The organism is Mycobacterium sp. M26 (assembly GCF_001494595.1).
Lineage (GTDB): Bacteria > Actinomycetota > Actinomycetes > Mycobacteriales > Mycobacteriaceae > Mycobacterium.
On sequence record NZ_LN929908.1, the window covers coordinates 3,037,313 to 3,063,812 of the forward strand.

Annotated in this window: 28 protein-coding genes; 8 read left to right on the forward strand and 20 right to left on the reverse strand. The window is 69.3% G+C overall.

The features are described 5' to 3' along the window. Nucleotides 1-28: 28 nt before the first annotated feature. From cobA to mqo, 6 genes are read right to left on the reverse strand one after another with little or no spacing between them, the layout of a single operon-like run. Nucleotides 29-1,237, reverse strand: a complete 1,209-nt coding sequence (gene cobA / locus BN3385_RS23845) for a uroporphyrinogen-III C-methyltransferase (RefSeq protein ID WP_059020581.1) — start codon at nucleotides 1,235-1,237, stop codon at nucleotides 29-31. Then, nucleotides 1,234-2,610 carry a cobyrinic acid a,c-diamide synthase CobB gene (locus BN3385_RS23850; RefSeq protein WP_059020583.1) on the reverse strand — a complete coding sequence of 459 codons (1,377 nt, stop codon included), beginning with the start codon at nucleotides 2,608-2,610 and terminating at the stop codon, nucleotides 1,234-1,236. Before BN3385_RS23850 ends, cobA begins: the two co-directional genes overlap by 4 nt. Then, nucleotides 2,604-3,218: a cob(I)yrinic acid a,c-diamide adenosyltransferase gene (gene cobO, locus BN3385_RS23855; protein ID WP_059020585.1), complete on the reverse strand. Its 615-nt coding sequence runs from the start codon at nucleotides 3,216-3,218 to the stop codon at nucleotides 2,604-2,606. The genes BN3385_RS23850 and cobO overlap by 7 nt, the downstream gene beginning before the upstream one ends. 19 nt (nucleotides 3,219-3,237) lie before the next feature. Further along, complete coding sequence (locus tag BN3385_RS23860; RefSeq protein ID WP_059020587.1) at nucleotides 3,238-5,061, reverse strand: magnesium chelatase subunit D family protein; 1,824 nt, start codon at nucleotides 5,059-5,061, stop codon at nucleotides 3,238-3,240. Next, nucleotides 5,058-5,528 carry a GNAT family N-acetyltransferase gene (locus BN3385_RS23865; RefSeq protein ID WP_059020589.1) on the reverse strand — a complete coding sequence of 157 codons (471 nt, stop codon included), beginning with the start codon at nucleotides 5,526-5,528 and terminating at the stop codon, nucleotides 5,058-5,060. The genes BN3385_RS23860 and BN3385_RS23865 overlap by 4 nt, the downstream gene beginning before the upstream one ends. Then, on the reverse strand, nucleotides 5,525-7,048 hold the full coding sequence (gene mqo, locus BN3385_RS23870) for a malate dehydrogenase (quinone) (RefSeq protein ID WP_059020591.1): 1,524 nt from the start codon (nucleotides 7,046-7,048) through the stop codon (nucleotides 5,525-5,527). Before mqo ends, BN3385_RS23865 begins: the two co-directional genes overlap by 4 nt. Nucleotides 7,049-7,156: 108 nt before the next feature. Between mqo and BN3385_RS23875 the strand changes: the two genes are divergently transcribed. Together BN3385_RS23875 and mtr are read left to right on the forward strand one after the other, a co-directional pair. After that, nucleotides 7,157-8,182: an alpha/beta hydrolase gene (locus BN3385_RS23875; protein WP_059020593.1), complete on the forward strand. Its 1,026-nt coding sequence runs from the start codon at nucleotides 7,157-7,159 to the stop codon at nucleotides 8,180-8,182. 8 nt (nucleotides 8,183-8,190) lie between these two features. Continuing rightward, the gene (mtr, locus tag BN3385_RS23880) at nucleotides 8,191-9,600 is read left to right on the forward strand and encodes a mycothione reductase (RefSeq protein ID WP_059020595.1); all 1,410 of its coding nucleotides are present in this window, start codon (nucleotides 8,191-8,193) and stop codon (nucleotides 9,598-9,600) included. A gap of 84 nt (nucleotides 9,601-9,684) precedes the next feature. Here mtr and BN3385_RS23885 read toward each other — a convergent pair whose 3' ends face one another. The 5 genes from BN3385_RS23885 to BN3385_RS23905 form a co-directional block, all read right to left on the reverse strand. Next, complete coding sequence (locus tag BN3385_RS23885) at nucleotides 9,685-10,425, reverse strand: energy-coupling factor ABC transporter ATP-binding protein (RefSeq protein WP_059022369.1); 741 nt, start codon at nucleotides 10,423-10,425, stop codon at nucleotides 9,685-9,687. Then, nucleotides 10,422-11,198 carry a cobalt ECF transporter T component CbiQ gene (cbiQ, locus tag BN3385_RS23890; RefSeq protein WP_059020597.1) on the reverse strand — a complete coding sequence of 259 codons (777 nt, stop codon included), beginning with the start codon at nucleotides 11,196-11,198 and terminating at the stop codon, nucleotides 10,422-10,424. The genes BN3385_RS23885 and cbiQ overlap by 4 nt, the downstream gene beginning before the upstream one ends. Nucleotides 11,199-11,203: 5 nt before the next feature. Continuing rightward, entirely contained in the window at nucleotides 11,204-11,545 is a 342-nt protein-coding gene (locus tag BN3385_RS23895) for a PDGLE domain-containing protein (RefSeq protein ID WP_059020599.1), read from the reverse strand. Then, nucleotides 11,542-12,228: an energy-coupling factor ABC transporter permease gene (locus tag BN3385_RS23900; RefSeq protein WP_059020601.1), complete on the reverse strand. Its 687-nt coding sequence runs from the start codon at nucleotides 12,226-12,228 to the stop codon at nucleotides 11,542-11,544. The genes BN3385_RS23895 and BN3385_RS23900 overlap by 4 nt, the downstream gene beginning before the upstream one ends. A 117-nt stretch (nucleotides 12,229-12,345) precedes the next feature. Next, on the reverse strand, nucleotides 12,346-12,678 hold the full coding sequence (locus tag BN3385_RS23905) for an ArsR/SmtB family transcription factor (RefSeq protein WP_059020603.1): 333 nt from the start codon (nucleotides 12,676-12,678) through the stop codon (nucleotides 12,346-12,348). Between the two features lie 78 nt (nucleotides 12,679-12,756). Between BN3385_RS23905 and BN3385_RS23910 the strand changes: the two genes are divergently transcribed. From BN3385_RS23910 to BN3385_RS28755, 3 genes are all read left to right on the forward strand, one after another. Further along, on the forward strand, nucleotides 12,757-13,461 hold the full coding sequence (locus tag BN3385_RS23910) for a zf-HC2 domain-containing protein (protein ID WP_059020605.1): 705 nt from the start codon (nucleotides 12,757-12,759) through the stop codon (nucleotides 13,459-13,461). Between the two features lie 185 nt (nucleotides 13,462-13,646). Then, nucleotides 13,647-13,940: a hypothetical protein gene (locus tag BN3385_RS23915; RefSeq protein WP_059020607.1), complete on the forward strand. Its 294-nt coding sequence runs from the start codon at nucleotides 13,647-13,649 to the stop codon at nucleotides 13,938-13,940. Nucleotides 13,941-13,971: 31 nt separating this feature from the next. Beyond that, nucleotides 13,972-14,556, forward strand: coding sequence for a hypothetical protein (locus BN3385_RS28755; RefSeq protein WP_059020609.1), 585 nt, complete (start codon nucleotides 13,972-13,974; stop codon nucleotides 14,554-14,556). Nucleotides 14,557-14,599: 43 nt separating this feature from the next. Here BN3385_RS28755 and BN3385_RS23925 read toward each other — a convergent pair whose 3' ends face one another. Beyond that, nucleotides 14,600-15,274, reverse strand: coding sequence for a DUF5134 domain-containing protein (locus tag BN3385_RS23925; RefSeq protein WP_059020611.1), 675 nt, complete (start codon nucleotides 15,272-15,274; stop codon nucleotides 14,600-14,602). Nucleotides 15,275-15,384: 110 nt separating this feature from the next. Between BN3385_RS23925 and BN3385_RS23930 the strand changes: the two genes are divergently transcribed. Next, nucleotides 15,385-17,322 (forward strand): cytochrome c oxidase assembly protein, encoded by a 1,938-nt coding sequence (locus tag BN3385_RS23930; protein ID WP_059020613.1) that lies wholly within the window; start codon nucleotides 15,385-15,387, stop codon nucleotides 17,320-17,322. Here BN3385_RS23930 and BN3385_RS23935 read toward each other — a convergent pair. Genes BN3385_RS23935 through BN3385_RS23945 form a run of 3 tightly spaced genes read right to left on the reverse strand, consistent with a single transcriptional unit; the run spans nucleotide 17,280 to nucleotide 20,093 of the window. Next, entirely contained in the window at nucleotides 17,280-17,588 is a 309-nt protein-coding gene (locus BN3385_RS23935) for a WhiB family transcriptional regulator (RefSeq protein WP_059020615.1), read from the reverse strand. The two genes, BN3385_RS23930 and BN3385_RS23935, sit on opposite strands and share 43 nt — an antisense overlap. A gap of 39 nt (nucleotides 17,589-17,627) precedes the next feature. After that, nucleotides 17,628-17,840 carry a heavy-metal-associated domain-containing protein gene (locus BN3385_RS23940; protein WP_059020617.1) on the reverse strand — a complete coding sequence of 71 codons (213 nt, stop codon included), beginning with the start codon at nucleotides 17,838-17,840 and terminating at the stop codon, nucleotides 17,628-17,630. Nucleotides 17,841-17,843: 3 nt separating this feature from the next. Next, nucleotides 17,844-20,093: a heavy metal translocating P-type ATPase gene (locus BN3385_RS23945; protein WP_059020619.1), complete on the reverse strand. Its 2,250-nt coding sequence runs from the start codon at nucleotides 20,091-20,093 to the stop codon at nucleotides 17,844-17,846. A 190-nt stretch (nucleotides 20,094-20,283) separates the two neighbouring features. Here BN3385_RS23945 and sigC point away from each other — a divergent pair, with 190 nt between their 5' ends. Both sigC and BN3385_RS23955 read left to right on the forward strand, forming a co-directional pair. Then, a complete protein-coding gene (sigC, locus tag BN3385_RS23950) occupies nucleotides 20,284-20,838 on the forward strand; it encodes an RNA polymerase sigma factor SigC (RefSeq protein WP_059020621.1) in 555 nt (184 codons plus the stop codon). Nucleotides 20,839-20,870: 32 nt separating this feature from the next. Next, a complete protein-coding gene (locus BN3385_RS23955; RefSeq protein WP_059020622.1) occupies nucleotides 20,871-21,404 on the forward strand; it encodes a hypothetical protein in 534 nt (177 codons plus the stop codon). Here the strand turns inward: BN3385_RS23955 and BN3385_RS23960 are convergent. From BN3385_RS23960 to BN3385_RS23980, 5 genes are read right to left on the reverse strand one after another with little or no spacing between them, the layout of a single operon-like run. Beyond that, entirely contained in the window at nucleotides 21,349-22,071 is a 723-nt protein-coding gene (locus BN3385_RS23960; protein WP_059020624.1) for a FadR/GntR family transcriptional regulator, read from the reverse strand. The two genes, BN3385_RS23955 and BN3385_RS23960, sit on opposite strands and share 56 nt — an antisense overlap. 13 nt (nucleotides 22,072-22,084) lie before the next feature. Further along, nucleotides 22,085-22,870: a 3-oxoacyl-ACP reductase gene (locus BN3385_RS23965; protein WP_059020626.1), complete on the reverse strand. Its 786-nt coding sequence runs from the start codon at nucleotides 22,868-22,870 to the stop codon at nucleotides 22,085-22,087. Next, complete coding sequence (locus tag BN3385_RS23970; protein WP_059020628.1) at nucleotides 22,867-24,231, reverse strand: aldehyde dehydrogenase family protein; 1,365 nt, start codon at nucleotides 24,229-24,231, stop codon at nucleotides 22,867-22,869. Before BN3385_RS23970 ends, BN3385_RS23965 begins: the two co-directional genes overlap by 4 nt. After that, nucleotides 24,228-24,971, reverse strand: coding sequence for a gamma-glutamyl-gamma-aminobutyrate hydrolase family protein (locus BN3385_RS23975; protein WP_059020630.1), 744 nt, complete (start codon nucleotides 24,969-24,971; stop codon nucleotides 24,228-24,230). The genes BN3385_RS23970 and BN3385_RS23975 overlap by 4 nt, the downstream gene beginning before the upstream one ends. Next, nucleotides 24,958-26,340, reverse strand: a complete 1,383-nt coding sequence (locus BN3385_RS23980; RefSeq protein WP_286141850.1) for a glutamine synthetase family protein — start codon at nucleotides 26,338-26,340, stop codon at nucleotides 24,958-24,960. Before BN3385_RS23980 ends, BN3385_RS23975 begins: the two co-directional genes overlap by 14 nt. Nucleotides 26,341-26,500 lie beyond the last annotated feature (160 nt).

Consider the following 26,500-nt stretch of genomic DNA (forward strand, 5'->3'; position numbering starts at 1 on the left):
GCTACCCTACAGTAATTTTAAGAGAACTTTAAGTGGCGAAGGCTGCCACCGGACCGATGACGACGATTGCCGGCGGCCGAATACCGTCGGTCCGAATTCGCATCGGCGCATCTGCGAGCGTAGTGGTCAGGATCCGTTCTGCGGCCGTCGTGCCGTGCTGCACCACGAGGACCGGCGTTTCCGCTGGTCTACCGCCCGAGATCAGGGCGTCGGCAAACAATTCGATACGTTCGACGGCCATCAACAGAACTAACGTTCCCGACAATTGGGCCAGTGCATTCCAATTCACTAACGATTCCGGATGATCCGGTGCTAAATGGCCGCTGACCACCACGAACTCGTGATTAACCCCGCGATGGGTGACCGGAACTCCGGCCAATGCGGGCACCGATATGGCACTGGTCACACCAGGCACAACTGTGACCGGAATCCCAGCCTCGGCACAGGCGAGAACCTCCTCATATCCGCGCGCGAACACGAACGGATCGCCACCCTTGAGGCGCACCACGAACTGCCCGGCGCGGGCCCGTTCGACGAGGACGTCGTTGATCGCGTCCTGGGCCATCGCCCGTCCATACGGGATCTTCGCGGCGTCGATCACCTCGACGTGCGCGCCGAGTTCGGCCAGCAGTTCCGGCGGTGCCAGCCGGTCGGCGACGACGACGTCGGCGCGGGCCAGCAGCCGCCGGCCGCGCACGGTGATCAGTTCCGGATCGCCGGGTCCGCCGCCCACCAGAGCGACGCCGCCGCGCATCACATCGGAGGTATCGGGGTTGATGACACCCTGCTGGAAGGCCTCCCGGATGGCCGAGCGGATGGCCGCCGAGCGGCGGTGTTCACCGCCGGCCAGCACACCGACCAGCAATCCGTCGTAGTCGAAGGAGGCGGGGGTGACGGCGGTGCCCTCGCGGGCCGCGTCGGCACGCACGCAGAAGATCTGGCGGCTCTCGGCCTCGGCGACGATCGCGGCGTTGACGGCGGGGTCGTCGGTGGCGGCGATGGCGTACCACGCACCCTCGAGGTCGCCGTCGCGGTAGTCGCGCAGCTGCAGGGTGATCCCGGGCTTCTGCTCGGCGAGTGCCTCCACGGCCGGGGTCGCGGCGCGTGCGATGACGTGCACGTCGGCGCCGGTGCCGATGAGGACCGGCACCCGCCGTTGCGCGACAGTGCCCCCGCCGACCACGACGACCTTCTTGCCGCTCAGCCGCAGGCCGACGAGGTAGGCGTTCTCGGTCACCCGGCGAGCTTAGTAAGTGAGGCCGCGGTGCTGACAAACCGTGCGACCGCGGCGGGCTGGGCGGCGGCGTGGGTGTGCAGATACGAAGCGTGCACCCCGCCCAGGACCGCACCGTCGCGAACCGGCTGACCGTCCGAGCCGCGGAACACCCAGGCCGGCTCGTAGTCGGAGCTGAATTCGACTGCGGTGCGGTGGAATTCGTGGCCGACGATCCGCTGCCCGGCTTGGTGCAGTGGCGAGTCCGCCACCGCGACCGCGTCGCGGTAGCCCAGGGTCAGCCGCGGCGTGAACCGGGCGCTGCCGCGTAATACATCGCACATCGGATGACCGTCGAGGTCGCTCATCAGGTAGGCCAGTCCCCCGCACTCGGCGTGGATCGGGGCGTGCCCGGCCAGTTCACGGATCTGGGCGCGCAGAGCGGTGTTGGCCGCCAGTTCCGGCAGGTACTGCTCGGGGAAGCCGCCGGGCAGGACCAGCGCCGCGGTCCCGGCCGGCAGCCCGTCGCTGATCGGGTCGAACTCCACCACCTGGGCTCCGGCGGCGGCCAGCAGTTCGGCGTGCTCGGTGTAGCCGAAGCTGAATGCACGGCCGGCGGCCACCGCCACGACCGGCGCCGACGCCAGTGGCTCCCCGACCGCGTCCCGCGCCGACCAGGGCGGTGCCTGCACGCGGGACGCGGCCAGTGCGGCGACGGCCGGCAGGTCGACGTGGCGGGCCACCAGTGCCGTCATCGCCGCGACCGCCGCATGCGCCTGGTCGCCGTGTTCGACGGCAGTGACCAGACCCAGGTGCCGGGACGGCACCGAGAGTTCGTCGTGGCGCGGGATCGCGCCGAGCACCGGCACCCCGGCGGCCTCACAGGCTTGCCGCAGCACCTGTTCGTGGCGTGGCGATCCGACCCGGTTGAGGATCACCCCGCCGATGTGCACGCCGCGGTGAAAACTCGAAAAGCCATGCAGCACTGCCCCGATGCTCTGGCTCTGGCCGCGGGCGTCGACCACCAGCAGCACCGGGGTGCTCAGTGTTTCGGCGACGGCGGCGGTGGATCCGCGTGCCGGGATCACCGCCTGCTCGTCGATGCGCCCGTCGAACAGGCCCATGACGCCCTCGATCACGGCGATGTCGGCGTCGGCCGAGCCGTGCCGGTAGAGCGGGCCGATCAGGTCCTCACCGACGAGCACCGGGTCCAGGTTGCGGCCCGGCCGGCCCGCCGCCAGCGCGTGGTAGCCGGGGTCGATGAAGTCGGGCCCGACCTTGAAGGGCGCCACCCGGTGACCGGCCTGACGCAGGGCGCCGATCAAACCTGTTGCGACGGTGGTCTTTCCGCTACCTGATGACGGGGCGCCGATGACGACGCCGGGGGTGCTCACCATTCGATGCCGCGCTGGCCCTTGCGGCCGGCGTCCATCGGGTGCTTGACCTTGGTCATCTCGGTGACCAGGTCGGCGGCGTCGAGCAGACGTTGCGGGGCGTCGCGGCCGGTGATCACCACGTGCTGGCCGCCGGGCCGGTTGACCAGCACGTCGACCACCGCGTCGACGTCGACCCAGCCCCACTTCAGCGGGTAGGTGAACTCGTCGAGGACGTAGAAGTCGTGCCGTTGCTCGCCGAGCCTGCGGGCGATCTCGGCCCAGCCGTCGGCGGCCGCGGCGGCGTGGTCGTCATCGGAGCCGGTCTTGCGAGACCAGGACCAGCCGGAGCCCATCTTGTGCCATTCCACCGCCCCGCCGACACCGTGTTCGGCGTTCAGCCGGCCCAGTGCGGCGAACGCCGACTCCTCGCCGACCTTCCACTTGGCGCTCTTGACGAACTGGAACACCGCCACGCTCATGCCGGCGTTCCACGCCCGCAACGCCATTCCGAACGCCGCGGTGGACTTGCCCTTGCCGGGACCGGTGTGGACGGCCAGCACCGGGGTGTTGCGCCGGGCGCGGGTGGTCAGGCCGTCGGCGGGTACGACGAGCGGTTGGCCCTGCGGCATCGGCGGTCCCCTTCCAGGCTCAGGCGGCGCGGCGAACGGCTTGCGCCAAATAGTCTGCGCGCAGCTGCTCGAGCTGCAGCAGCGGGGCCGCCAACTGCTCGGCCAGCTCACCGGCCAAGCCCAGCCGCACATACGAGGTTTCGCAGTCCACCACCACCGAAGCGGCACCTTCGGCCACCAAAAGTGCTGCGGCACTGCGACTGCGGCCCAGCGGGTCGGGCCCGCCAGTAGCGCGGCCGTCGGTGAGCACGACTACCAGCGGGCGGCGGGTGCGGTCGCGCACGCGCTCGCGCAGCACCACGTCGCGGGCGGCCAGCAGGCCCTTGGCCAGCGGTGTGGTGCCGCCGGTGTCGAAGCGGGTCAGCCGCCGCGACGCGATGTGCGCCGAGGTGGTCGGGGGCAGCGCCAGCCGGGCGTCCTCGCCGCGGAAAGTGATGACCGCAACCTTGTCTCGGCGCTGATAGGCATCGCGCAGCAGGGACAGGGCCGCACCGGTGACCACCGACATCCGGTCGCGGGCGGCCATCGAGCCGGAGGCGTCGACGACGAAGATGACGAGATTGCCCTCCCGGCCGACGCGTACCGCGCGGCGGATGTCGTCGGGATCGGGACGGCGACGGCCGTGCCCGGCCGCGGCGAGAACGGTGCCGAACAGATGCAGACCGTGGCCGGTCTCGGGTTGGTCGGTGGCGGTGATCACCGCGCCGGATCGGTTGCGGGCCCGCGACCGTCGGCCCGGGGTGCCCTCCCCCACACCGGGCACCGTCAGCGCGCGGGTGCGAAACGTCGCCGCGGGCGGGGCCGACGGACGAGTCGTCGATGACGACGAATTCTGTTGCGGAGCAGACTGTCCCGAGTCACCGTCGACCGACTGCCCGCCGCCGGGCGGATCGGGTTCGGGCTCGGGATCCGAGCCGGTCTCGGCAGTGGCGGCCAGCGCCTCGTCGAGCTGGGCCGGATCCAGGCCAGGGTCGTCGAACGGGTCACGACGACGCCGGTGCGGCAGAGCCAGTTCGGCGGCCACCCGGATGTCCTCTTCGGCAACGGCGTCGGCCCCGCGCCAGGCGGCGTGCGCGACAGCGGTGCGGGCCACCACCAGATCGGCACGCATGCCGTCGACGTCGAACGCCGCGCACAGCGCCGCGATGCGGTTCAGTTCGGCGTCGGGTAGTTCCACCGCAACCACCCGGGCGCGGGCCGCGGCGATCCGCGCCGCCAGCTCACGGTCCTGCTCGGCGTGGCGGGCGGCGAACCCGCCCGGGTCGGCCTCGTAGGCCAGCCGCTGTCGGATCACCTCGCTGCGCACCGCCACATCGCGGGAGGCTTGCACGTCCACGGTCAGGCCGAACCGGTCGAGCAGCTGCGGACGCAGTTCTCCCTCTTCGGGATTCATCGTTCCGATCAGCACGAAGCGCGATTCGTGTGAGTGCGACACCCCGTCGCGCTCGATGTGCACCCGGCCCATCGCGGCGGCGTCGAGCATGATGTCGACCAGGTGGTCGTGCAGCAGGTTGACCTCGTCGACGTAGAGCACGCCCCCGTGGGCGCGGGCCAGCAGGCCCGGGGAGAACGCGTGCTCGCCGTCGCGCAGCACCTTCTGCAGATCCAGCGAGCCGACCACGCGGTCCTCGGTGGCGCCGATCGGCAGCTCCACCAGCCGGGAGCCGGCGTCCACCTCGGCCAGCACCGCGGCCAGGGCGCGCACCGCCGTGGACTTGGCGGTGCCCTTCTCGCCGCGGATCAGCACGCCGCCGATCTCGGGGCGCACCGCGCACAGCACGAGAGCCAGCCGCAGCCGGTCATGACCGACGAGCGCGCTGAACGGGTAGGCCGGAGTGCTCACTGCTTGCCGGCTTCGAGCGTGGTGCGCCGCACCATCGGCACGTGCGGGATGCCGTCCTCGACGAACTCGTCGCCGTCGACCACGAACCCGTGCCGGGCGTACATCTCGGCCAGGTAGGTCTGGGCGTTGATCCGGCACGGGTGGTCGCCGACGTCAGCCAGGGCGGCGGCCATCAGGCGGGCGGTGTGCCCCTGACCGCGCTGGGAGCGGCGGGTGCAGACCCGACCGATCCGGAACGTCTTCTCACCCCCGGCGTGCTCCTCCATCAGCCGCAGCGTGGAGATCACCGCGCCGTCAGGCTGCTCGAGCCAGAAGTGCCGGGTCTCGGCGAGCAGGTCGCGTCCGTCGAGCTCGGGATAGGGGCAGGCCTGCTCGACCACGAACACCTCGACGCGCAGTTTCAGCAGCTCGTAGAGGGTCGCCGCGTCGAGGTCCTTGGCCCAGGAGCGGCGCAGGGCGACCGTCACACCACCCCTGCCGGCTCCGGGTCAGCCGAAACCGAGTGAGCGGCGCTACCCAGGCCCAGCACCTTGGTGCCGTGCGACCACACCTCGTCGAAGAGCTGCGGGTTCTCGGAGAGCTTGACGCCCAGCGAGGGCACCATCTCCTTGAGTCGCGGCTCCCAGCCCTGGTAGCGGTCGGGGAAGCAGCGGTGCAGCACCTCGATCATGGCCGGCACCGCGGTGGAGGCACCCGGCGAGGCGCCGAGCAGACCGGCGATCGACCCGTCGCCGGCGGCCAGCACGGTGGTGCCGAATTCCAGGACGCCGAGTTTCTTGGAGTCGCGGCGGATCACCTGCACGCGCTGGCCGGCGATATCGAGCTCCCAGTCGGAATCCTCTGCGGTGGGCGCGAATTCACGCAGCGTGTCGACCCGGGCGGCTTCGCTGAGGGCCAGCTGTCCGATCAGGTACTTCAGCAGACCCCACTCGGTGAGGCCCACACCGACCATCGACGCCAGGTTGTTGGGCTTGACCGACAGCGGCAGGTCGGTGACCTTGCCCTCCTTGAGGAATTTCGGCGACCAGCCGGCGAACGGCCCGAACAGCAGCCACGAGCGGCCGTTGATCACGCGGGTGTCCAGGTGCGGCACCGACATCGGCGGGGCACCCAGCGGCGGCAGGCCGTAGACCTTGGCCTGGTGGGCGGCGGCCAGCTCGGCGTCGCCGGTGCGCAGCCACTGGCCGCTGACCGGGAAGCCGCCGAAGCCTTTGGCCTCCTTGATGCCGGCCTTCTGCAGCAGCGGCAGCGCACCGCCGCCCGCGCCGACGAAGACGAACTTGGCGGAGAGCTTGCGCTTCTGCCCGGTACGGCGGTTGATGACCTTGACCGTCCAGCTGCCGTCGGACTCCTGGTGCAGGTCGCGCACGTCGTGGCCGAACAGCGTGGTCATCCCGCGCTGGGTACCGAAGCCCAGCAGCTGACGGGTCAGCGACCCGAAGTCGACGTCGGTGCCGTCGGTGGTCCAGTTCAGCGCGACCGGCTCGGTGAAGTCACGGCCCTTGGCCATCAGCGGCAGCCGGCGGGCGAACTCGTCGGCGTCGTCGATGAACTCCATGGAGGCGAACAGCGGGTTGCGCACCAGGGTGTCGCGGCGGCGGCGCAGGTAGTCGATGTGCTCGGCGCCGTGCACGAAGCTGACGTGCGGGATCGGGTTCAGGAAGTTGCGGACGTCGGGCAGGATGCCGTTCTCCACCGCGTACGACCAGAACTGCCGGGTCACCTGGAACTGCTCGTTGACGGTGACGGCCTTGGCGATCTCGATGCTGCCGTCGGCGTTCTGCGGGGTGTAGTTGAGCTCACACAGCGCCGAGTGCCCGGTTCCGGCGTTGTTCCACGGATCGCTGCTCTCGGCGGCGGCGGCATCGAGGCGTTCCACCAGCGTGATCGACCAGTCCGGCTCGACCAGCCGCAGCAGCGCACCCAGGGTGGCGCTCATGATCCCCGCGCCGACCAGCACCACATCGGTTTTGGTGGTTTCAGACACCGGTTCGTCCTTGTCTCGTGACGGCTGTACTACTTGTCAGGTTATCCCGAGCCACCCCGGACTATTCGGTCGAGTCGCCAGCACCACACCGCCGCTAAGGTAGGCCTCGTGACGGCAGCGCACGCCGAATGGTCGGACGACGTCCTGCTGGGCTTCCAGCAGACCACCGTGGCGCTGGGACCCGACCCCGACGGCGAGGGCGATCTCTTCGCCACCCTGGTCCGCCGCGGCGGCGAAGCGCCCCCCGCAGAGCACTGTGTGCTGGCGGTCCACGGCTTCACCGACTACTTCTTCAACACCGAGCTCGCGCACCATTTCACCGGCCGCGGCTTCCGGTTCTACGCCCTCGATCAGCACAAGTGCGGCCGGTCCTGGCGCACCGGGCAGACCCCGCACTTCACCACCGACCTCTCCCGTTACGACCGCGAACTCGAAGCGGCCGTCGCGATCATCACCGCCGAGAACCCCGGCACCCGGGTGCTGGTCTACGGCCATTCGGCCGGCGGCCTGATCGTCTCGCTGTGGCTCGACCGGGTACGCCGTCGTGAAGCGACGGCACGGCTCGGGATCGGGGGGCTGATCCTCAACAGCCCCTGGCTGGATCTGCACGGCCCGGCGATCCTGCGCACCCGGCTGACGTCGACCGCCATCGGCGCGCTGTCGCGGGTGCGTAAGACCTCGGTGATCCGCGGCACCGGCAAGGGCGGCTACGGGCTGACCCTGCACCGCGAGTACCACGGCGAGTTCGACTACAACCTGCAGTGGAAACCGCTGGGCGGGTTCCCGGTGACGTTCGGCTGGATCCATGCGATCCGTCGCGGCCAGGCCACGCTGCACCGCGGCCTGGACGTCGGGGTGCCCAACCTGATCCTGCGGTCCGATCGCAGCGTCAAGGAAACGACGGTGCCGGACACGATGCAGCGCGGCGACGCGGTGCTCGATGTCAGCCAGATCGCCCGCTGGGCGGGGTGTATCGGCAACCGGACCACGGTGGTGCCGGTGGTCGACGCCAAGCACGATGTGTTCCTGTCGTTGGCGCAGCCGCGCGCCGCGGCCTACCGTGAGCTGGCCGGGTGGCTGGACTTCTATCTCGCGCACTGTGCCGAGACCGCATCGGCATCGGGCCGGGATTAGGGGATCTTGTGGAGCATTTCGACATCGCGATCATCGGAACCGGTTCGGGCAATTCGGTTCTCGACGACCGCTACGCCGAGAAAAAGATCGCCATCTGCGAGCAGGGTGTGTTCGGTGGCACCTGTCTGAATGTGGGCTGTATCCCGACGAAGATGTTCGTCTACGCCGCCGAGGTGGCCGCGACGGTGCGCGACGCCGCCCGTTACGGGGTGGACGCGCACGTCGACGGTGTGCGGTGGTCGGACATCGTGTCGCGGGTGTTCGGCCGGATCGATCCGATCGCGGTGGGCGGTGAGCACTACCGGCGTTCGTTGCCCAATGTCACTGTCTACGACTCCCATACGACGTTCAACGGGCGCACCGACGCGGGCTACCGGCTGCGCACTGAGAAGGGTGAGGAGTTCACCGCCGAGCAGGTGGTGATCGCGGCCGGGGCACGGGCGATGATCCCCGAGGCGATCGCCGGCTGCGGCGTGGACGTCCACACCAGCGACACCATCATGCGGATGGCCGAACTTCCCGAGCACCTGGTGATCATCGGCGGCGGTTTCGTGGCCGCCGAGTTCGCGCACGTGTTCTCCTCGCTGGGATCGCGGGTCACCATCGTGATCCGCGGCGGCACGATGCTGTCGCACTGCGATGACACGGTCTGCGAACGGTTCACCGACATCGCGAGCAAGAAATGGGAGATTCGCAGCCACCGCAACATGATCGGCGCGCGATCGGCCGGCACGCAGACCGTGATCGAGCTGGACGACGGCTCGGAGGTGACGGCCGACGCGGTGCTGGTGGCCACCGGCCGGATCCCCAACGCCGACCTGCTCAACCTGGAGTCGGTGGGGGTCGACGTCGAGGACGGCCGGGTGGTGGTCGACGAGTACCAACGGACCACAGCGCGAGGCATTTTCGCGCTCGGTGACGTTAGCTCGCCGTTTCAGCTCAAGCACGTGGCCAATCACGAGGCCCGGGTGGTGAAGAACAACCTGCTGGCCGACTGGGATGACACCGAGGCGCTCATGCCTTCGGATCACCGGTTCGTACCGTCGGCGGTGTTCACCGATCCGCAGATCGCGTGTGTCGGGCTGACGGAGAATGAGGCCCGCGCAGCGGGTTACGACATCCGCACCAAGATCCAGGACTTTGGCGATGTGGCCTACGGCTGGGCGATGGAAGACACCACGGGGTTCGCGAAGGTGGTCGTGGAAGCCGATACCGGAACGATTCTGGGCGCGCACATCATGGGGCACCAGGCATCGTCGTTGATCCAGCCGTTGATCCAGGCGATGAGCTTCGGGCTGGCCGGTCAGGACATGGCCCGCGGCCAGTACTGGATCCATCCGGCGCTGCCCGAGGTCATCGAGAACGCACTGCTGGCGTTGTGCGGCGAGCCGCCGTGGCCACCCGCCAAGCGGCACTGAGCCATCCGCGAGTGTGCGGTCTCATCCGCACTGCGCGGCGTGTCGGGTATGCCGTTGCACAGTCGCGAGGGATGCCGGCTGCGCTCAGCGGGTGGGAACCACGAAACCCCAGGGCAATTCGAGCCGGTGGGCGGCCAGTAGCTCACTGTTGGACAGCACCGCGGTGACGGTGTCGTCGGCGACCACCACCCCGTGGTCCAGCACGATGGCGCGGTCGCACAGTTGCGCGGCGTACGGCAGATCATGGGTGACGATCAGCATGGTGGCAGGCAATGTGGCCAGCGTCGCGGCCAGCTCGCGACGGGCCACCGGATCGAGGTTGGCCGACGGCTCGTCGAGCACCAAGATCTCCGGTTCGCACGCCAGCACGGTGGCCAGCGCCGCACGCCGGCGCTGACCCACCGAGAGGTGTGCAGGGCTGCGCTCGGCATGCTCGGTCATCGACACGATGTCCAGGGCGGCGTGGACCCGGGCGGCCAATTCGTCGCCGGTGACGCCGAAGTTGGCCGGGCCGAAGGCGACGTCCTGGGCCACCGTCGGCATGAACAGCTGGTCGTCGGGATCCTGGAAGACCAGCCCCACCCGGCGCCGGATATCCCGAAGAGTCTTGCGGTCCAACGTGATCCCGCTGATCTCGATGGTGCCCGACGTCGCCGCGAGCACCCCGTTGAGGTGCAGCATCAGCGTGGTCTTACCGGCCCCGTTCGGCCCGAGGACGGCCACCCGCTCCCCCGGCGCAACGCTCAGGTCGACACCGTCGAGGGCCACCCGGCCGTCGGGGTAGCGGTAGTGCAGGCCCTCGACGCGGATGGCCGGCGGACTCATCGCAGCATCCACGCCGCACCTGCCACCGTGATCGCGGCCGCCGCCGGCGTCAGCGCCGCCAGCCACTGCGCCGATGTCGCGCGCGGCCGGGCACCGACGATCGCCAGTTCGGGCACCTTGCCGTCGAAACCACGCGAGGTCATCGCCAGGTACACCCGCTCGCCGCGCTCATAGGACCGCAGGAACAGGGCGCCAACACCTTTGGCGATGGCACCGGCCTGGTGCAGGGCACGCGGCGAGTCACCACGCGAGATCCGGGCCATCCGCATGCGGCTGATCTCAGCCGACAGCAGGTCGATGTAGCGGATCATCAGCACGAGCATAGAGGTGATCAGACCGGGCACCCCGAGTCTGCTCAGCGCCAGCGGAAGCTCCCGCGCCGAGGTGGTGGCGGCCACCGTCAGCGAGGCGGCCACGCCGAGAGTTCCCTTGACCACGATGCCCCAGGCCGCCCACAACCCGGCCACCGACAGCTGCAGACCGGCGACCTGCACGCGCTGGCCACCCTCGGCGAAGGGCAGCAGCACCGCCAGCACCAGGAACGGCGCCTCGATCAGCATGCGCGGCAGGATCCAGCGCAGCGGAATCCTGGCCACCCGCCACACGACGAGCACGATCACCGCGTAGAGCGCGAACGGCCAGATCATCTCCCGAGGGGTGGCCACCACCGCTAGCACGAACACCACGAGTCCGGCGATCTTGACCTCGGCGGGTGCGTGATGCACCACGGAGTGCCCGTCGCGGTAGAGCGGATGGGAGTGGCCCGCGCCCACGGGCGTCAGCTCCCGGAGCGGCGGCTGCGGGCGAGCAGCCAGAACGCACCGCCGGCCAGCGCCAGCACCACCACAGCGCCGATGATTCCGGCCGCCCCGACGCTGCCGGTATGCCCGAACAGCGTGTAGTCGGCCAGCGGTGACACCGACATCGGGTGCTCGGTGGCGTGCTGGGCGATACAGCTACCGGTGAGCTGTTCGCCGTGGTCGGTCGTGACGACCTGGCAGCCCTGCAGGGTTGCCGAGTCCAGCCCGTCGGGGCTGGAACTGGCGAAGTAGGACACCACCCCGGCGATCAGCACGATGGCGGTGGCGAAACCGGCCCAGAACCGCCAGTGCCGCCTCATGCCGGTACCGCCGTCTCGGTGCGGGTGCGCCGCAGCAGGTACACCAGGTCCGGCCGCGCCCGCGCAACCGCCATGACGGTGACCGCGGTGATCACACCCTCCCCGATGCCGATCAGCACGTGGGTGCCCAGCATGTAGGTCGCGACCGTGGTCAGCGACACCGGGGCGGCACCACCGATCGAATACTCGATCACGAAACCCATTGCTGCGCAGACTGTTCCCACTACGGCGGAGAGAAACGCGACAACGCCGAGGGCGGGGACCGACTGCCCCTGCCCGCGCCGTCGGACCACCGCGTACAGCAGTACGGCGGTCGAGTAGCCGGCTGCCACCCCGATCAGGGCCATATTGGTGGTGTTCATCCCCAGCGCCGTCACACCGCCGTCGGCGAACAGCAGCGACTGCACTACCAGCACGATCGCGATGCACAACACCCCGGTGAACGGGCCCACCAGGATCGCGGCCAGCGCGCCACCGAGAAGGTGTCCGCTGACGCCGGGCAGGATCGGGAAGTTGATCATCTGCACCGCGAAGATGAACGCCGCGACCAGTCCGGCCAGCGGGACGGCACGCTCGTCGAGTTCGGCGCGCGCCCGCCAGGCGCAGAACCCCACTGCGGCGATCGCCAGCGCGGCGAACAACATCGAGGTGGGAGCGTTCACCAGACCATCGCTCATGTGCATGGCTGTGATCTGGACGCTCAACCGGTCCTCCTCGACGCACGGGCACCCGACCGGTGCCCGTGTTCCAACCTAGTGCCGCAGCCAATCATCTGTCTACATGTTCAGATGAACTACTGGTTACTCGTTGTGGGCGGCACCGATCCAGTGCAGGAGGTCGTGGACGGTGTGGTCCTCCAGCCGGTAGCTGACCAGCCGGCCAACCCGGGTCGAGGTCACCCAGCCCTGCTGGCGCAACACCCGAAGAGCTTGGGAGACGGCGTTTTCCGAACGGCCCAGCGCCGACGCAAGATCGCCGACGCAGATGCCGGGAGCGCGGTGCAGGCAGAGCAGGATCTCCAGCCGGTGCGGGTCGCTGAGCAGGTCGAAGCGCTGGGTCCAGCCGTTGATATCGACGTCGGCCAGCGCCGAGGAGGCACGCTCGACCGTCACCTCGTCGCCTGGCCCGTCCATAGCTAAGGAATCTAGCCGAGCACCAGACCAATTCTGATCAGCTGGAACAATCCGGGGCCCGTGCGCGACTATTGATCCGTGGACTGCGATGTCGCCCGTGAGGCGTTGTCGGCTCGGATCGACGGAGAACGGGAGCCCGTGCCGGGCCCCCGTGTCGACGAGCACCTCGCCACGTGTGAGCAGTGCCGCGACTGGTACGCGCGTGCCGTCGATCAGACGCAATTGCTGCGCCGGCTGGCGGGGCGCTCCCAGGTGCAGGCTGTCGCCGCTCCGACCGCGCCAGCCCGGCGATCGCTCATCCCGGGCCTGACGGCGACCTGGCGCCGGTGGGCACTGGGCATCGTCGGCGCCGTCCAGCTCGCCCTGGCCGTCGCCCAGGGGTTCGGCGCTGACGTCGGGACCTCCGCCGGCCACCACGCCATGATGGGCGGGCACCTGCTCAACGAGTCGACGGCCTGGTCAGCGGCGCTGGGTGCGGTGATGATCGGCGCCGCGTTGCGGCCCGCCGCCGCCGCCGGACTCGCCGGCGTGCTGAGCGTGTTCACCGTGGTGCTCGCCATCTACGTCATCAGCGATGCGATCTCGGGGGCGGTCACCGTCGACCGGATGATGAGCCACGTTCCCGTCCTGCTCGGCACGATGCTGGCACTGCTGGTGTGGCGCGACACCCGAAACCCGGGACCGCAGGGCAGCGCCGACGCGCAGGATCTGGTCCTGCCCGACAACGCCGTGCGCGGACGCCGACGCGGACACCTCTACCCCACCGACGGTTCGGCCGCCTGAAACCGGGCAGCGAGGAACTTTTCGCCCTGCCGCGCGACTGATTGTCTGTGCGAATGCTGGGAGTCGCCTGTGTGCCACACCCGACGCGCACACCGATGGAGTAGCTGATCCCCGCAGATGCGATCCCGGGACCACTACACCCCTAACTACTACACAGCGTAGTAGTTATTGCGACAGGAGAACCCATGCAGCACAAACGAAGTCGTCAGGCCGCGCGCCTGCTCGTCACGGCATTCGCCGCGGGAGCGCTCGCCCTGGCCGGGCCGGCCGGCCCCGCGGCGGCACATCCCGGGCATGACCACGGATCGGATTCGGGCAGCGACTCCGGCAGCGGTAGCGGCAGCGGTGGCAGCGCCAAGTCGGGCGGCGCCAAGAGCGGTGCCAACTCCGCAGGCGGTGCGGGCAACGGCTCGAAGTCCGTATGCGCCGACGGCACCACCCGCACTGCCACCACGCCCTGTGACACCACCGCCCGCTGACCCACCCTCCCATCCGAAAGGTATCGACCCCATGACCACTCTCCAGCACACCACCTCACACCGGTTCCTCATCGGCTCCGCGGTCGGGGCCACGGCGCTGGCCGCAGCGCTCACACTGGCCGCCCCGGGTGCGGGGATCGCATCCGCCCACGGCTACAGCACCCCGTCGGGAGACGCCGTCGGGAGGCCGGGCTTCGGCACCGAAAGCGCACCGGGCAACCCGGCGCCCGGGGTCCGAATCGTCCAGGCGCTCGGTGACCGGGTGTTCAATCAGAGCACCCCGTTCAACAAGGCCCTCGACGACTCCGCGCTCGGCGTGGGCTACCACAACGCCTTCGGCACACCGAATTACGACCACCCCACCCACGGGTCCAACGGGTCGTTCGTCAGCCTGCTCAACGGCGGCCTGATCAAGACCACCTACGACCAACTGCAGGCGCAAGGCGTGGACCTGCCTGACGAAGCAGACCTGGACGCGACCTTCATCCGCGCGTTGTCGGGAGTGTCGACCAGCAGCACCCCGCATCGCACGACCGCGAAGGCAGCCGCGGCCAGCTCGAAGTCCTGCACCGTGACGGTCGCCAAGACCACGCTGCGAGCACAGGGTTCCTGCTAGAACGTCGGGCGCTGCGGCCCGGTCCCCGATCGGGTCGCAGCGCCTACAGCATCACGCCGAACATGACGGCCATTCCGATGGCCATCATCGCCTGGCTGAGCAGGCCGAGTTGGTGCACCGCGTCACCGGCTGAACGGTTCTGGCGCGCCACGAGATACCGGTACAGCCAGACCACCGCCGCCACCGCGAAGCCGATGGTGCACACCCAGTTGAGTGCGGCGATCCAGTCCGGGTATCCGGTTGCGGCACCCGCGGAGTCACCCATGTCCATCCCCGGCATGTCGGGCATGTCCATCCCGGGCATGTTCATGTGCCCACCGTGATGCCCGCCCGAGCCGGCGCCCGCAGCCTCCGCCGAGCCCGACGACTGCCCGGGCAGCACCCGGCCGTTCATCACCGCATACATCCACGCCATCGCCAGCATCATCAGCGCGTGGTAGATCGTCGCGATCCGGTGACCGGCCGCCGATGCGGTGCCGGCGATGACGACAAACCAGAGAGTCGCGAGCAGGAAGAAGATCATCGGCGGGATCGTCGGCAGGGCCGCACCACGCGGCCAGGCCATCACCGCCATCGCCACCGCCATGATCGCGTGCAGGGAGTAGCTGACGACGCTGGGCCACCGGCGATGCCCCACGGCGATGGCGAAGACGCATTCGGCAGCGCTGAGCACGAACAGCAGCGTGACGATCCAGCGCAGCGTCAGATCCTGGATCACCGGGCATCAACTTTCGGTCTCGGGACGTGTCTGCAATTGGTCGACCGGCGGCGGCCCGAAGTTCCCACCGCGCGGAATTCACTACGACGAAGAGTCGTAGACTAGCGGCGATGGAGTCGAGCCGCACAGGCAGCCGACCAGCCGGCCGATGGGCACTGGTCGGCGGATACCTTGTCCTGGCCGCAGCGCTGGCGGGGTATGCCGTGGCGTCCGGGGCCGCCCGATTCCGCGAGACCGGTGACTCCTTCCCCGGCCTGCCGACCAGCATCGCCGAGTTCATCGGCTTCTTCACCGCGACCCTGGCCGGGGCGGTGTGCCTGGGCGGTCTGGTCTTCGTCGTCATCACGGCGCGTCCCGACGAGCGCGGCGTGCTCGATGCCGCCTCCTTCCGGGTGCATCTGCTCGCCGAACGAGTCGCGCCGCTGTGGGCGGTGACGGCGGCCGTCATGGTGGTGGTGCAGGCCGCGGCTGCCGCCGGTGTCCCGGTAGCCCGGCTGGTGAGCAGCGGCGCGATCGGCTCGGCGGTGGGCGCCTCGGAGATGGCCCGCGGCTGGGCGGCGGTGACGATCTTCGCCGCGGTGGTGGCCGTGTCGCTGCGCCTGACCGTGCGCTGGGTCTGGCACGTCGTGCTGCTGGTGCCGAGCCTGATCGCGGTGGTCGCGGTTCCGGTGACCGGCAACGCCGGGCAGGGTCCCGACCACGACTACGCCACCAGCGCCGTGATCGTGTTCTCCCTCGCGCTGGCAGTGCTGGCCGGAATGAAGATCGCCGCGGCGATCGCCCCACCGGAGGATGCGCTGCGCCACCGCGTTCTGCTGATCGAACTGATTGCCGGGGCGGTGGCGCTGGTCTACGGCGCACTGCTGCTGTTCCTGCTCACCGATCCCGGCACGCTCACCGAATCGGATTACGGGCGGCTGGGGCTGCTGGCGGCGGCCGTACTGCTGGCCAGCTGGCTGCTCGACATCACGCGGCTGCGCACCGGTAAGCCGGGCGGTCCGGCCGGTGCGGTGGCGATGATCGTCGCGGTGGCCGCAGTGGCGGCGATGGCCGTGCAGACCGCACCCCGGCTACTGGCCCACCAGTTCACCGCGTGGGATGTCTTCCTCGGCTATGAATTGCCGCAGCCGCCGAATGCGGTTCGGCTGCTGACGGTCTGGCGGTTCGACGTGCTGCTCGGTATCGGCGCGGTGGTGCTCGCGGTGCTGTACGTGGTGGCCGTGGTCCGGCTGCGCCGTCGCGGTGACACGTGGCCGCCGGGGCGGACGGCAGCCTGGCTGTTCGGCTGCCTGGCCCTGCTGCTGGCCACCAGTTCCGGGGTGCGGGCCTACGGGTCGGCGATGTTCAGCGTGCACATGTCCGAGCACATGGCGCTCAACATGTTCATCCCGGTCTTCCTGGTGCTGGGCGCCCCGATCACCCTGGCGTTGCGCGCGCTGCCCGCCGCACCCGCCGACCAGCCCCCGGGCCCCCGGGAATGGCTGATGTGGCTGGTGCATTCACCGGCGTCGCGCTTCCTGTCCCATCCGGCGACGGCCTTCGTGCTGTTCGTCGGCTCGCTGTACGCGGTCTACTTCACGCCGCTGTTCGACACTCTGGTGCGCTACCACTGGGGTCACGAGTTCATGACCGTGCACTTCCTGATCACGGGCTACCTGTTCTTCTGGGGCATCATCGGCATCGACCCCGGCCCGCGCCGGCTGCCGTTCATCGGCAGGCTGGCAATGCTGTTCGCGGTGATGCCGTTCCACGCCTTCTTCGGCATCGCCACCATGACCATGACCTCGGTCATGGGAGAGAGCTTCTACAGCAAGCTCGACCTGCCATGGCTGTCCAGCCTGCTCGACGACCAGCACCTCGGTGGCGCAATCGCCTGGGGCTCAAGCGAATTGCCGGTGATCGTGGTGGTGGTGGCGCTGGTGGTGCAGTGGGCGCGCCAGGACCGCAAGGTGGCCACCCGCACCGACCGGCACGCCGACGCCAACTACGACGACGACCTGGACGCCTACAACGCGATGCTGCGGGAGCTGTCCAAGACGCGGCGCTGAGGCCGCAACAACCGCTCGCGCTCGGCGGCCGACAGGCCACCCCAGATTCCATAGGGTTCGCCGGCGTTCAGCGCATGGCGACGGCATTCGGCGATCACCGGGCACCCATGGCAGAGGGTCTTGGCGGCCCGTTCCCGGCGCACCCGCGCGGCGCGGGTCTCACCGTCGGGTCCGAAGAACACCGACGAGTCGGCCGCCCGGCACACCCCGCGGCGCTGCCAGTCCCACTCTTCGACTGCCGGGCGCGGAAAACGTTGTCGCCTCACGCTGTATCGGTCGCGGGGCGCCACTGTCTGGTTCCCGGCTCAGCCGACGACGGAGTACTCGCCCTCTTCGTCGAGGGCGGCCTGCACCTGTTCGACGGACAGATCGGTATCGGCCTGCACCCGCACCGTCGAGGGCTCGCCGAGATCCACCTCGACCCCACTGACGGCGGGTAGCGCCTGCAGCGCGCTGCTCACCACGCGCACACAACTCTGGCAGTGCAGCCCTTCGACCTTGAACGTCTGCTCCGACACGATTCAGCCTTTCCGACCGGTAGCCCCGAAGTTGCGCAGCCGCAAGCTGTTCGAGACGACGAAGAACGAGGAGAACGCCATCGCCGCACCGGCGATGAGCGGATTGAGCATGCCCGCGGCGGCGATCGGGATCGCGGCCACGTTGTAACCGAACGCCCAGAACAGATTGACCCTGATGGTGCGCATGGTGGCGCGGGCCAGATCCAGTGCCTGCGGGACGATGTCGAGATCGTCGCGCACCAGGATGATGTCGGCGGCCCCGATTGCGACGTCGGTGCCACGGCCGATCGCCAGGCCCAGATCCGCCGACGCCAGCGCGGGGCCGTCGTTGATGCCGTCGCCGACCATCGCGACCACCCGGCCGCGCTCGCGCAGTTGCTCGATGACGTCGACTTTGCCCTCGGGCAGCACTTCGGCGATCACCTCGTCGATACCGACCTGGGCCGCCACCGCACCTGCCGCCGAGGCGTTGTCGCCGGTGAGCAGCACGGTGCGCAGTCCCCTGCCGTGCAGGTCCGCCACGGCCTGGGCGGCGGACTCCTTGACCGCATCGGCCACCGCGATCGCACCGCACACCGCGCCGTCGACCGCGACCAGAACCACCGTCTCCCCACGGGATTCGCCGGCCCGCCAGGCGGTCTCCAGTTCGGCGGGCAACGCGGTATCGCCGCGCACCCACGACGGGCGGCCCACGGTGACCTGCCTGCCCGACACCTCGCCGGTGACTCCCCGGCCGGCATAGGAGCGGAAGTCCTCGACCTCCCCCCGGTCCGCCACCGCACCGGTGATCGCCACGGCCACCGCATGTTCGGAGGCCGCCTCGACGGCGGCGGCCAGCGCGAGCACCTCGTCGGCCGTCCAGCCCGGTGCGGCAGTCACGCCGGTGACGGTGAGATGCCCGGTGGTCAGCGTGCCGGTCTTGTCGAACACCACGGTGTCCACGGCGCGGATGGCCTCCAGCGCCCGGTAACCCTTGAGGAAGATACCGAGCTGGGCCCCGCGGCCCGAGGCCACCATCATGGCCGTCGGGGTGGCCAGGCCCAGGGCACACGGGCAGGCGATCACCAGCACGGCCAGCGCGGCCGAGAACGCCCGATCAGCTCCGGCCCCGGACAGCAGCCAGACCGCGGCCGTCACGGCGGCGATGACGAACACCGCGGGCACGAACACCCCGGCGATCCGGTCGGCCAGCCGCTGGGCGTCGGCCTTCTGCGCCTGGGCCTCCTCGACCAGCCGCACCATGCCGGCGAACTGGGTGTCGGCGCCGACCGCGGCCGCCTCGACGATCAACCGGCCGTCGAGCACCACCGTGCCGCCGATCACCCGGCCACCCGGGTGGACGCGGGCCGGCGTGGACTCGCCGGTCATCGCGCTCATGTCGATCGCTGCGCTGCCGTCCATCACCAGGCCGTCGGCGGCGATGGTCTCGCCCGGCCGCACCACGAAGCGCTGTTGTTCCTTCAGCTCGTCGGCGGGGATCACCATCTCGGTGCCGTCGCCCAGCAGGACCGTCACGTTCTTGGCGCTCAGCGCGGCCAGCGCCCGCAGTGCGCTACCGGCCCGCGACTTGGCCTTGGCCTCGAAGTACCGGCCGGCCAGGATGAACACCGTGACGCCGGCGGCGACCTCCAGATAGATCGCGTCGCTGCTGAGTAGGGCCTGCCAGATCCCGTTCGTCTGGCGCAGGCCGTGGCCGAGAAAGATCGTGTACAGCGACCACAGCGTGGCCGCGGAGACACCGACCGAGATCAACGTCTCCATCGAGGCGGTGCCGTGCCGGGCATTGCGCAGCGCCACCCGATGAAACGGCCAGGCGGCCCAGGTGACGATGGGTAGTGCCAGCGCGGTCAGCACCCAGCCCCACCCGGTGAACCGGGTGCTGGGCACCACGGCGAACATCACCGACAGGTCGGCCAGCGGAACGAACAACACGGCTGCGATCGCGAGCCGGCGCAGCAGGCTGCGCGCGGTCTGCTCGTCGGGGTCGGCCACCTCGACCGGCGTCGAGGTGCGCGGCGCGGCGTCGTAGCCGGCCTTGCGGACCACCTCGCACAGATCGTCGGTGGCCACCGAGTCAGCGGCATCGATGGTGGCGACCCGGGTGGCGTAGTTGACCGTGGCGTGCACGCCGTCGACCTTGTTCAGCTTGGTCTCGACCCGTGCGGCGCACGCGGCACACGACATTCCGGAGACGTCGAGTTGGACCCGGCGGACGTCGGTATCGGCGACGCCGCCGACGACGGATGCCGTCATCGTCCTCCTCGTCGATCGACAGTGTTCGGCTCAAGTCGATTAGTCGGACGCCGGCGGCATTCGGTTCCCGCGAAAAAGAAACCCCTGGTGCCGGGCCGTTCGACCCCCTCCAAACTACTCCCGCGGGGGCAGGGTCCGTTCCGACGGGGCTGGACGTGTGGCCGCGGCCGCGATCCCCTAGTCTGCTCTCGTGGCCGAACGCGACGAGGACCAGGTGACCTCATGGGCGCTGGCCGCCGGACGCGGTGACAACGCCGCACTCGACGCCTTCATCCGGGCCACCGAACGTGATGTGTGGCGCACGGTCGCCTTCCTCGGTGACCCCGGCAACGCCGACGACCTGACCCAGGAGACGTACCTCCGGGCGCTGGGTTCACTACCCCGGTTCTCCGGACGCTCCTCGGCCCGAACCTGGCTGCTGTCCATCGCCCGGCGCGTGGTGGTCGACCAGATCCGGCGCAATCAGGCCCGCCCCCGCTCCGCCGGCTACACCGTCGATCTCGACCAGGTGCTCGACACCCGGCGCAGCGCGGCCCGCTTCGAGGACATCATCGAGATCCGGATGCTTCTCGACGGACTGGACGAGGATCGCCGCCAAGCGCTGATGCTCACCCAGGTGCTCGGACTGTCCTACGCCGAGGCCGCCGAGGTGTGCGGGTGCCCGGTCGGCACCATCCGCTCCCGGGTGGCCCGGGCCCGTGATGACCTGATGGTCGCCGCCAGCCGCGACGACCAGGTGGGCTGAGCCGGGAACCACGGGGCGGCGGGATCCGACCAGTGAACGTGCACACCCGTAACGACGACCTCGACGCGATGTGTCGCCGCATCGAGCGACAGGTGTTCGAGGATGTCTGGATCGGACGGCGGCGCACCCGCCTCACCGGGGTGACCGTGGCGATCCTGGTCGCGGCGGCAGCCGCCGGTTGGTCAGACGTCCACACCCGCGCCGCGGACGGTACACCGGGAATCGCCATCTGTTCGGTGGCTCTGGTGCTGTTCACCGCCACGGCGGTGCTGTCATCAATTGCGTTGATGCACAGCACTTTCCGGCGGTGCACCGTGGCGGCTTACGGCGGCGGGCTGGGCACCGTCGTCGGCTTGGGTGTGCTGTGGTGGCATCAAACCACTCCGTACGCCTCGTGCCCCGGACCGGGACCGTGGATGGTGGCCGGGTTCTTGTCGTCGGCGGCGCTGACGCTGCTGTGGTTGACGGCCGTTCTCACCCCGCTGGAACGTTCGCAGCCCGATCTGCGGCTCAGTCCAGAAAGCCGTGCAGCAGCGCGGCCGAGCCCGCGACGTGGGCCCGCATAGCCGACTCGGCGGCCGCCACATCCCCGGCGAGGATCGCGATGACGATGGCCTCGTGCTGTTCGTCGGAGTGGGCGATGTTGCGCCGCAACAACGGAATCTGGTCCAGCAGCGCATTGAGGCGCATCCGGTTCTCGGCCACCAGCGGCACCAGTGATGGTGTGCCGGCGGCCTCGGCGATTGCCAGGTGCAGCCGCGAGTCCAACCGCCGGTAGTCGTCCGGGTCGGCTCCGCGCACGTCGGCCAGCCGCGACCACAGGCCTTCGCGCTCGGCGGCGGTCAGGGTGCGGGTGGCGGCCATCCGGGCGGCTCCGACTTCCAGGACTTCCCGCAGCCGCAGCGCGTCGTCGAGCTCGTCGCGGTTGACCCGGACCGCCTCGTCACTCGGGGCGGGCAATTCCTCGGCCAGGAACGTGCCGCCGTAGCGGCCGCGCCGCGACACCAGGTAGCCGGCGTCGGCCAGCGACTTGATGGCCTCCCGCACGGTGTCGCGGCTGACGCCGAGTTTGGCGGCCAGCTCCCGCTCCGGGGGCAGCGAGTCACCCGGGGCGAGCACACCGAGCCGGATGGTCTGCAGCAGCCGGCCGACGGTGTCCTCGAAGGCGTTGCCGGGCCGCACCGGACGCAGCAGGGCCTCGGAGGCCACTGCTGATTCCGGATCGGCCGACATAGGTGAAGCTCCTTTACAGCGGGGTCACATAGTGGCCACTGATACCACCATCGACCAGGAACGTCGAGCCCGTGATGAACGACGAGTCGTCACTGGCCAGGAACGCCACCGCCGCGGCCAGCTCTTCGGGCTCGGCGAAGCGGCCCATCGGCACGTGCACCAGCCGTCGGGCCGCCCGCTCGGGATCCTTGGCGAACAGCTCCTGCAGCAGCGGGGTGTTCACCGGTCCGGGGCACAGCGCGTTGACGCGGATTCCCTGGCGGGCGAACTGGACACCGAGTTCGCGCGACATCGCCAGCACACCGCCCTTGGACGCGGTGTAGGAGATCTGCGAGGTGGCCGACCCCATCACCGCGACGAACGACGCGGTGTTGATGATCGATCCCTTCTGCGCGGGCACCATGTGCCGCAACGCCGCCCGGCAGCACAGGTACACACTCTTGAGGTTGATGTCCTGCACCTTCTGCCAGGCCGGCAGCTCGGTGTTCTCGATCAGGTCGTCATCGGGCGGCGAGATGCCGGCGTTGTTGAACGCGATGTCCACCGAGCCGTAGGTGGCCGCGGCGGTGTCGAACAGGTTGTTGACCGCGATCTCGTCGGAAACGTCCACCGGCACAAAGGTTCCGCCCAGTTCCTCGGCGACGTCCTTACCGGTCTTGGGGTCGATGTCGCCCACCACGATGGTGGCACCCTCGGCATGTAACCGCCTGGCGGTGGCCAGCCCGATACCACTGGCGGCACCGGTGATGACGGCAACCTTGCCGGACAGCCGTTGGGTCAGATCGACTTTCGAGGTCATGCTTCTCCGATCGCGAAAAAGACGTTCTTGGTTTCCGTGAAGTGCAGCGGGGCGTCGGGTCCGAGTTCACGGCCGAGTCCGGACTGCTTGAACCCCCCGAACGGGGTGTTGTACCGCACCGAGGAGTGCGAGTTCACGCTGAGGTTGCCCGCCTCGACCGCCCGGGAGACCCGCAGCGCACGAGACAGGTTGTCGGTCCAGATCGAGCCGGACAGACCGTATTCAGTGTCGTTGGCCAGCGCGATCGCGTCGGCCTCGTCCTCGAACGGCAGCACGGTGACGACCGGCCCGAAGATCTCCTCGGTCACGGTGCGGTCGGTGCGCGCCGGGGTGAGCACGGTCGGCGGGAACCAGTAGCCGGGCCCGTCGGGCGCCGAGCCGCGGAACGCCACCGGGGCGTCGTCGGGAACATAGGCCGCCACCGAATCGAAGTGCTTGCGCGATACCAGTGGGCCCATCTCGGTGTCGCGTGCCGCGGGGTCACCGACAACCAGGCCCTTGACCGCGGGTTCGAGCAGCTCCATGAACCTGTCGAATACGCTGCGCTGCACCAGGATCCGACTACGGGCGCAGCAGTCCTGCCCGGCGTTGTCGAACACGCCGTACGGCGCAGTGGCCGCCGCCTTCTCCAGGTCGCAGTCGTCGAACACGATGTTGGCGCTCTTGCCGCCGAGTTCCAGGGTCACCCGCTTGACCTGAGCGGCAGCCCCGGCCATCACTGTGGTGCCGACCTCGGTCGAACCGGTGAACACGATCTTGCGGATGTCGGGGTGGCTGATGAAGCGCTCCCCCACCACCGATCCCTTACCCGGCAGCACCTGGAAGAGGTCGGCGGGCAGGCCCGCCTCGAGCGCGAGTTCTCCGAGCCGGATCGAGGTCAGCGGCGTCCATTCGGCCGGCTTGAGCACCACCGCGTTGCCGGCAGCCAGTGCCGGGGCGAACCCCCACGCGGCGATCGGCATCGGGAAGTTCCACGGGGTGATCACGCCGATCACACCCATCGGCTCGTTGAACGTGACGTCCAGGCCGCCGGCCACCGGAATCTGCTTGCCGGACAACCGCTCCGGGGTGGCCGAATAGAACTGCAGCACGTCGCGGACGTGGCCGGCCTCCCACTCGGCGGCGCCGACGGGATGTCCGGAGTTGGCGACCTCCAGGGCGGCCAGCTCACCGACATGGGCGTCGACGATCGCGGCGAACGCCCGCAGCGCGGCGGCCCGTTCGGCGGGGGCCTGTGCCGCCCAGGCCTTCTGCGCCACCGTGGCGCGGGCGATCGCGTCGTCGACACCGGCGACGTCGGTGAGTTCGACGCTGCGCAACACCTGCTCGGTGGCCGGATTGATCAGCTCTGTAGAGGTCACAGGTCAACTTTCTCGGTCGTATACGCCCGCGCGGCATTCACCAGTCCGGCGAACACCCGCAGGTCGTCCAGGGTTTCCTCGGGATGCCACTGCACGGCGAGCACGAAGTCGTGGCCGGGCATCTCGACGGCCTCGATCACGCCGTCGCTGTCCCGGGCACTGACCACCAGACCGTCACCGAGCCGGTCGATGGCTTGGTGGTGGTAGCACTGCGCATCGGAGGTCTCGCCGATCAGTCCGGCGAGCTTACTGCCCTCGATGGTGCGCACCGTCGAGGTGGAGAACACCGCGTTGCCCTGCTGGTGGCGGGTGTGCCCCAGGATGTCGGGCAGGTGCTGGTGCAGCGTGCCACCCAGAGCCACGTTGAGCACCTGGGCGCCACGGCAGATTCCGAGAATCGGCATCCGGCGGCGCAGCGCACCGGCCAGCAGCGCGAACTCCCAGGCATCGCGGTCACGGGCGGGCTCATCGGTGGTGGGGTGCGGGTCGTGGCCGTAGGCGGCCGGGTCGACGTCCTTGCCGCCGGTGATGATCAGACCGTCGATCCGGTCGAGCACGCGCTCGACGATCTCGGCGTCGACGGGCTGCGGGGGCAGCAGCGTGGCGATACCACCGGCCAGCGTCACACCCTGGATGTAGATACCGGGCAGGAAGCTGGCGTGCACATCCCACACCCCGGTCTGCGCCTGCTGAAGGTAGGTGGTCAGGCCGACCACCGGCCTGAGGTCAGAGCCGCTCAAATCCGCGCACCCTTTCCCAGTCGGTCACTGCGGAGTTGTACGCCGCCAGCTCCACGCGCGCGTTGTTCAGGTAGTGCTCGACGACCTCATCGCCAAAGGCCTCGCGGGCCACGGTCGAGGATTCGAAGAGCGCAGCCGCTTCGGCCAACGTGGTCGGAAGCTTTTCTGCCCCACTGGTGTAGGCGTTGCCGGCGAAGGCGTCCGGCAGTTCCAGACCGTTGTCGATACCGTGCAGACCACCGGCCACCAGCGCGGCCACCGCCAGGTACTGGTTGACGTCACCGCCGGGGGCACGACACTCCATCCGCATGGAATGCCCGTGGCCCACCACCCGCAGCGCGCAGGTGCGGTTGTCCAACCCCCAGGCGATCGCCGTGGGCGCGAAGCTGCCCTCGACAAATCGCTTGTAGGAGTTGATGTTCGGCGCGTAGAACAGGGTCAGCTCGCGCAGGGTCGCCAGTTGCCCGGCGATGAAGCTGCGGAACATCGGTGACATTCCGAGCGGTTCGTCGTGATCGGCGAAGACCGGGCTGCCGTCGGCCCCGCGCAGCGAGATGTGGATGTGACAGCTGTTGCCCTCGCGCTCATCGAATTTCGCCATGAACGTCAGGCTCTTGCCGTGCTGGTCGGCGATCTCTTTGGCGCCGTTCTTGTAGATCGTGTGGTTGTCACACGTCACCAGTGCACTGTCGTAGCGGAAGGCGATCTCCTGCTGGCCGAAGTTGCACTCGCCCTTGACGCCCTCGCAGTACATCCCAGCACCGTCCATGCCGAGCCGGATATCGCGCAGCAGCGGCTCCATCCGGGTCGAGGCGTGGATGGCGTAGTCGACGTTGTAGTCGGTGGACTTGGTCAGGCCGCGATAGCCCGCCGCCCACGCCTCGCGGAAGCTGTTGTCGAACACCATGAACTCGAGCTCGGTGCCGACGAAGGCTTCCAGGCCCCGCTGGGCCAGCCGGTCGAGCTGGGTGCGCAGGATGCTGCGTGGCGCCGCGGGCACCGGCCCACCGCCGACGAACGACAGGTCGGCCATCACCAGCGCGGTACCGGGCAGCCAGGGCAGCAGCCGCAGCGTGGAGAAGTCCGGGGTCATCACCATGTCGCCGTAGCCGGACTCCCAGCTGGACATGGCGTAACCGTCGACGGTGTTCATGTCGACGTCGACGGCCAGCAGGTAGTTGCAGCATTCGGCGCCGTGGGCGGCGACCTCCTCGACGAACAGCCGGGCCGCCACCCGCTTGCCGGTCAACCGGCCCTGCATGTCGGCGAAGGCGACGATCACGGTGTCGATCTCGCCGGCGGCCACCAGGGACTCCAACTCGACCTGAGTCAACAGCCCGGATCGGCGGGCACCACCCTCAGACGTCACACGCGTCCCCTTCATCGACGGAATGATTCGACGGAAAGTCAACCATTGGAGCTCGCCTGGTCGGCGCCCTCTGCCACCAGATTTACATAAACGTCACTCCAAAGGTAGGACACCAGACCAATAGCACTCTAAAGTCCCTACTCAGAGCGCGCCGTGCCGA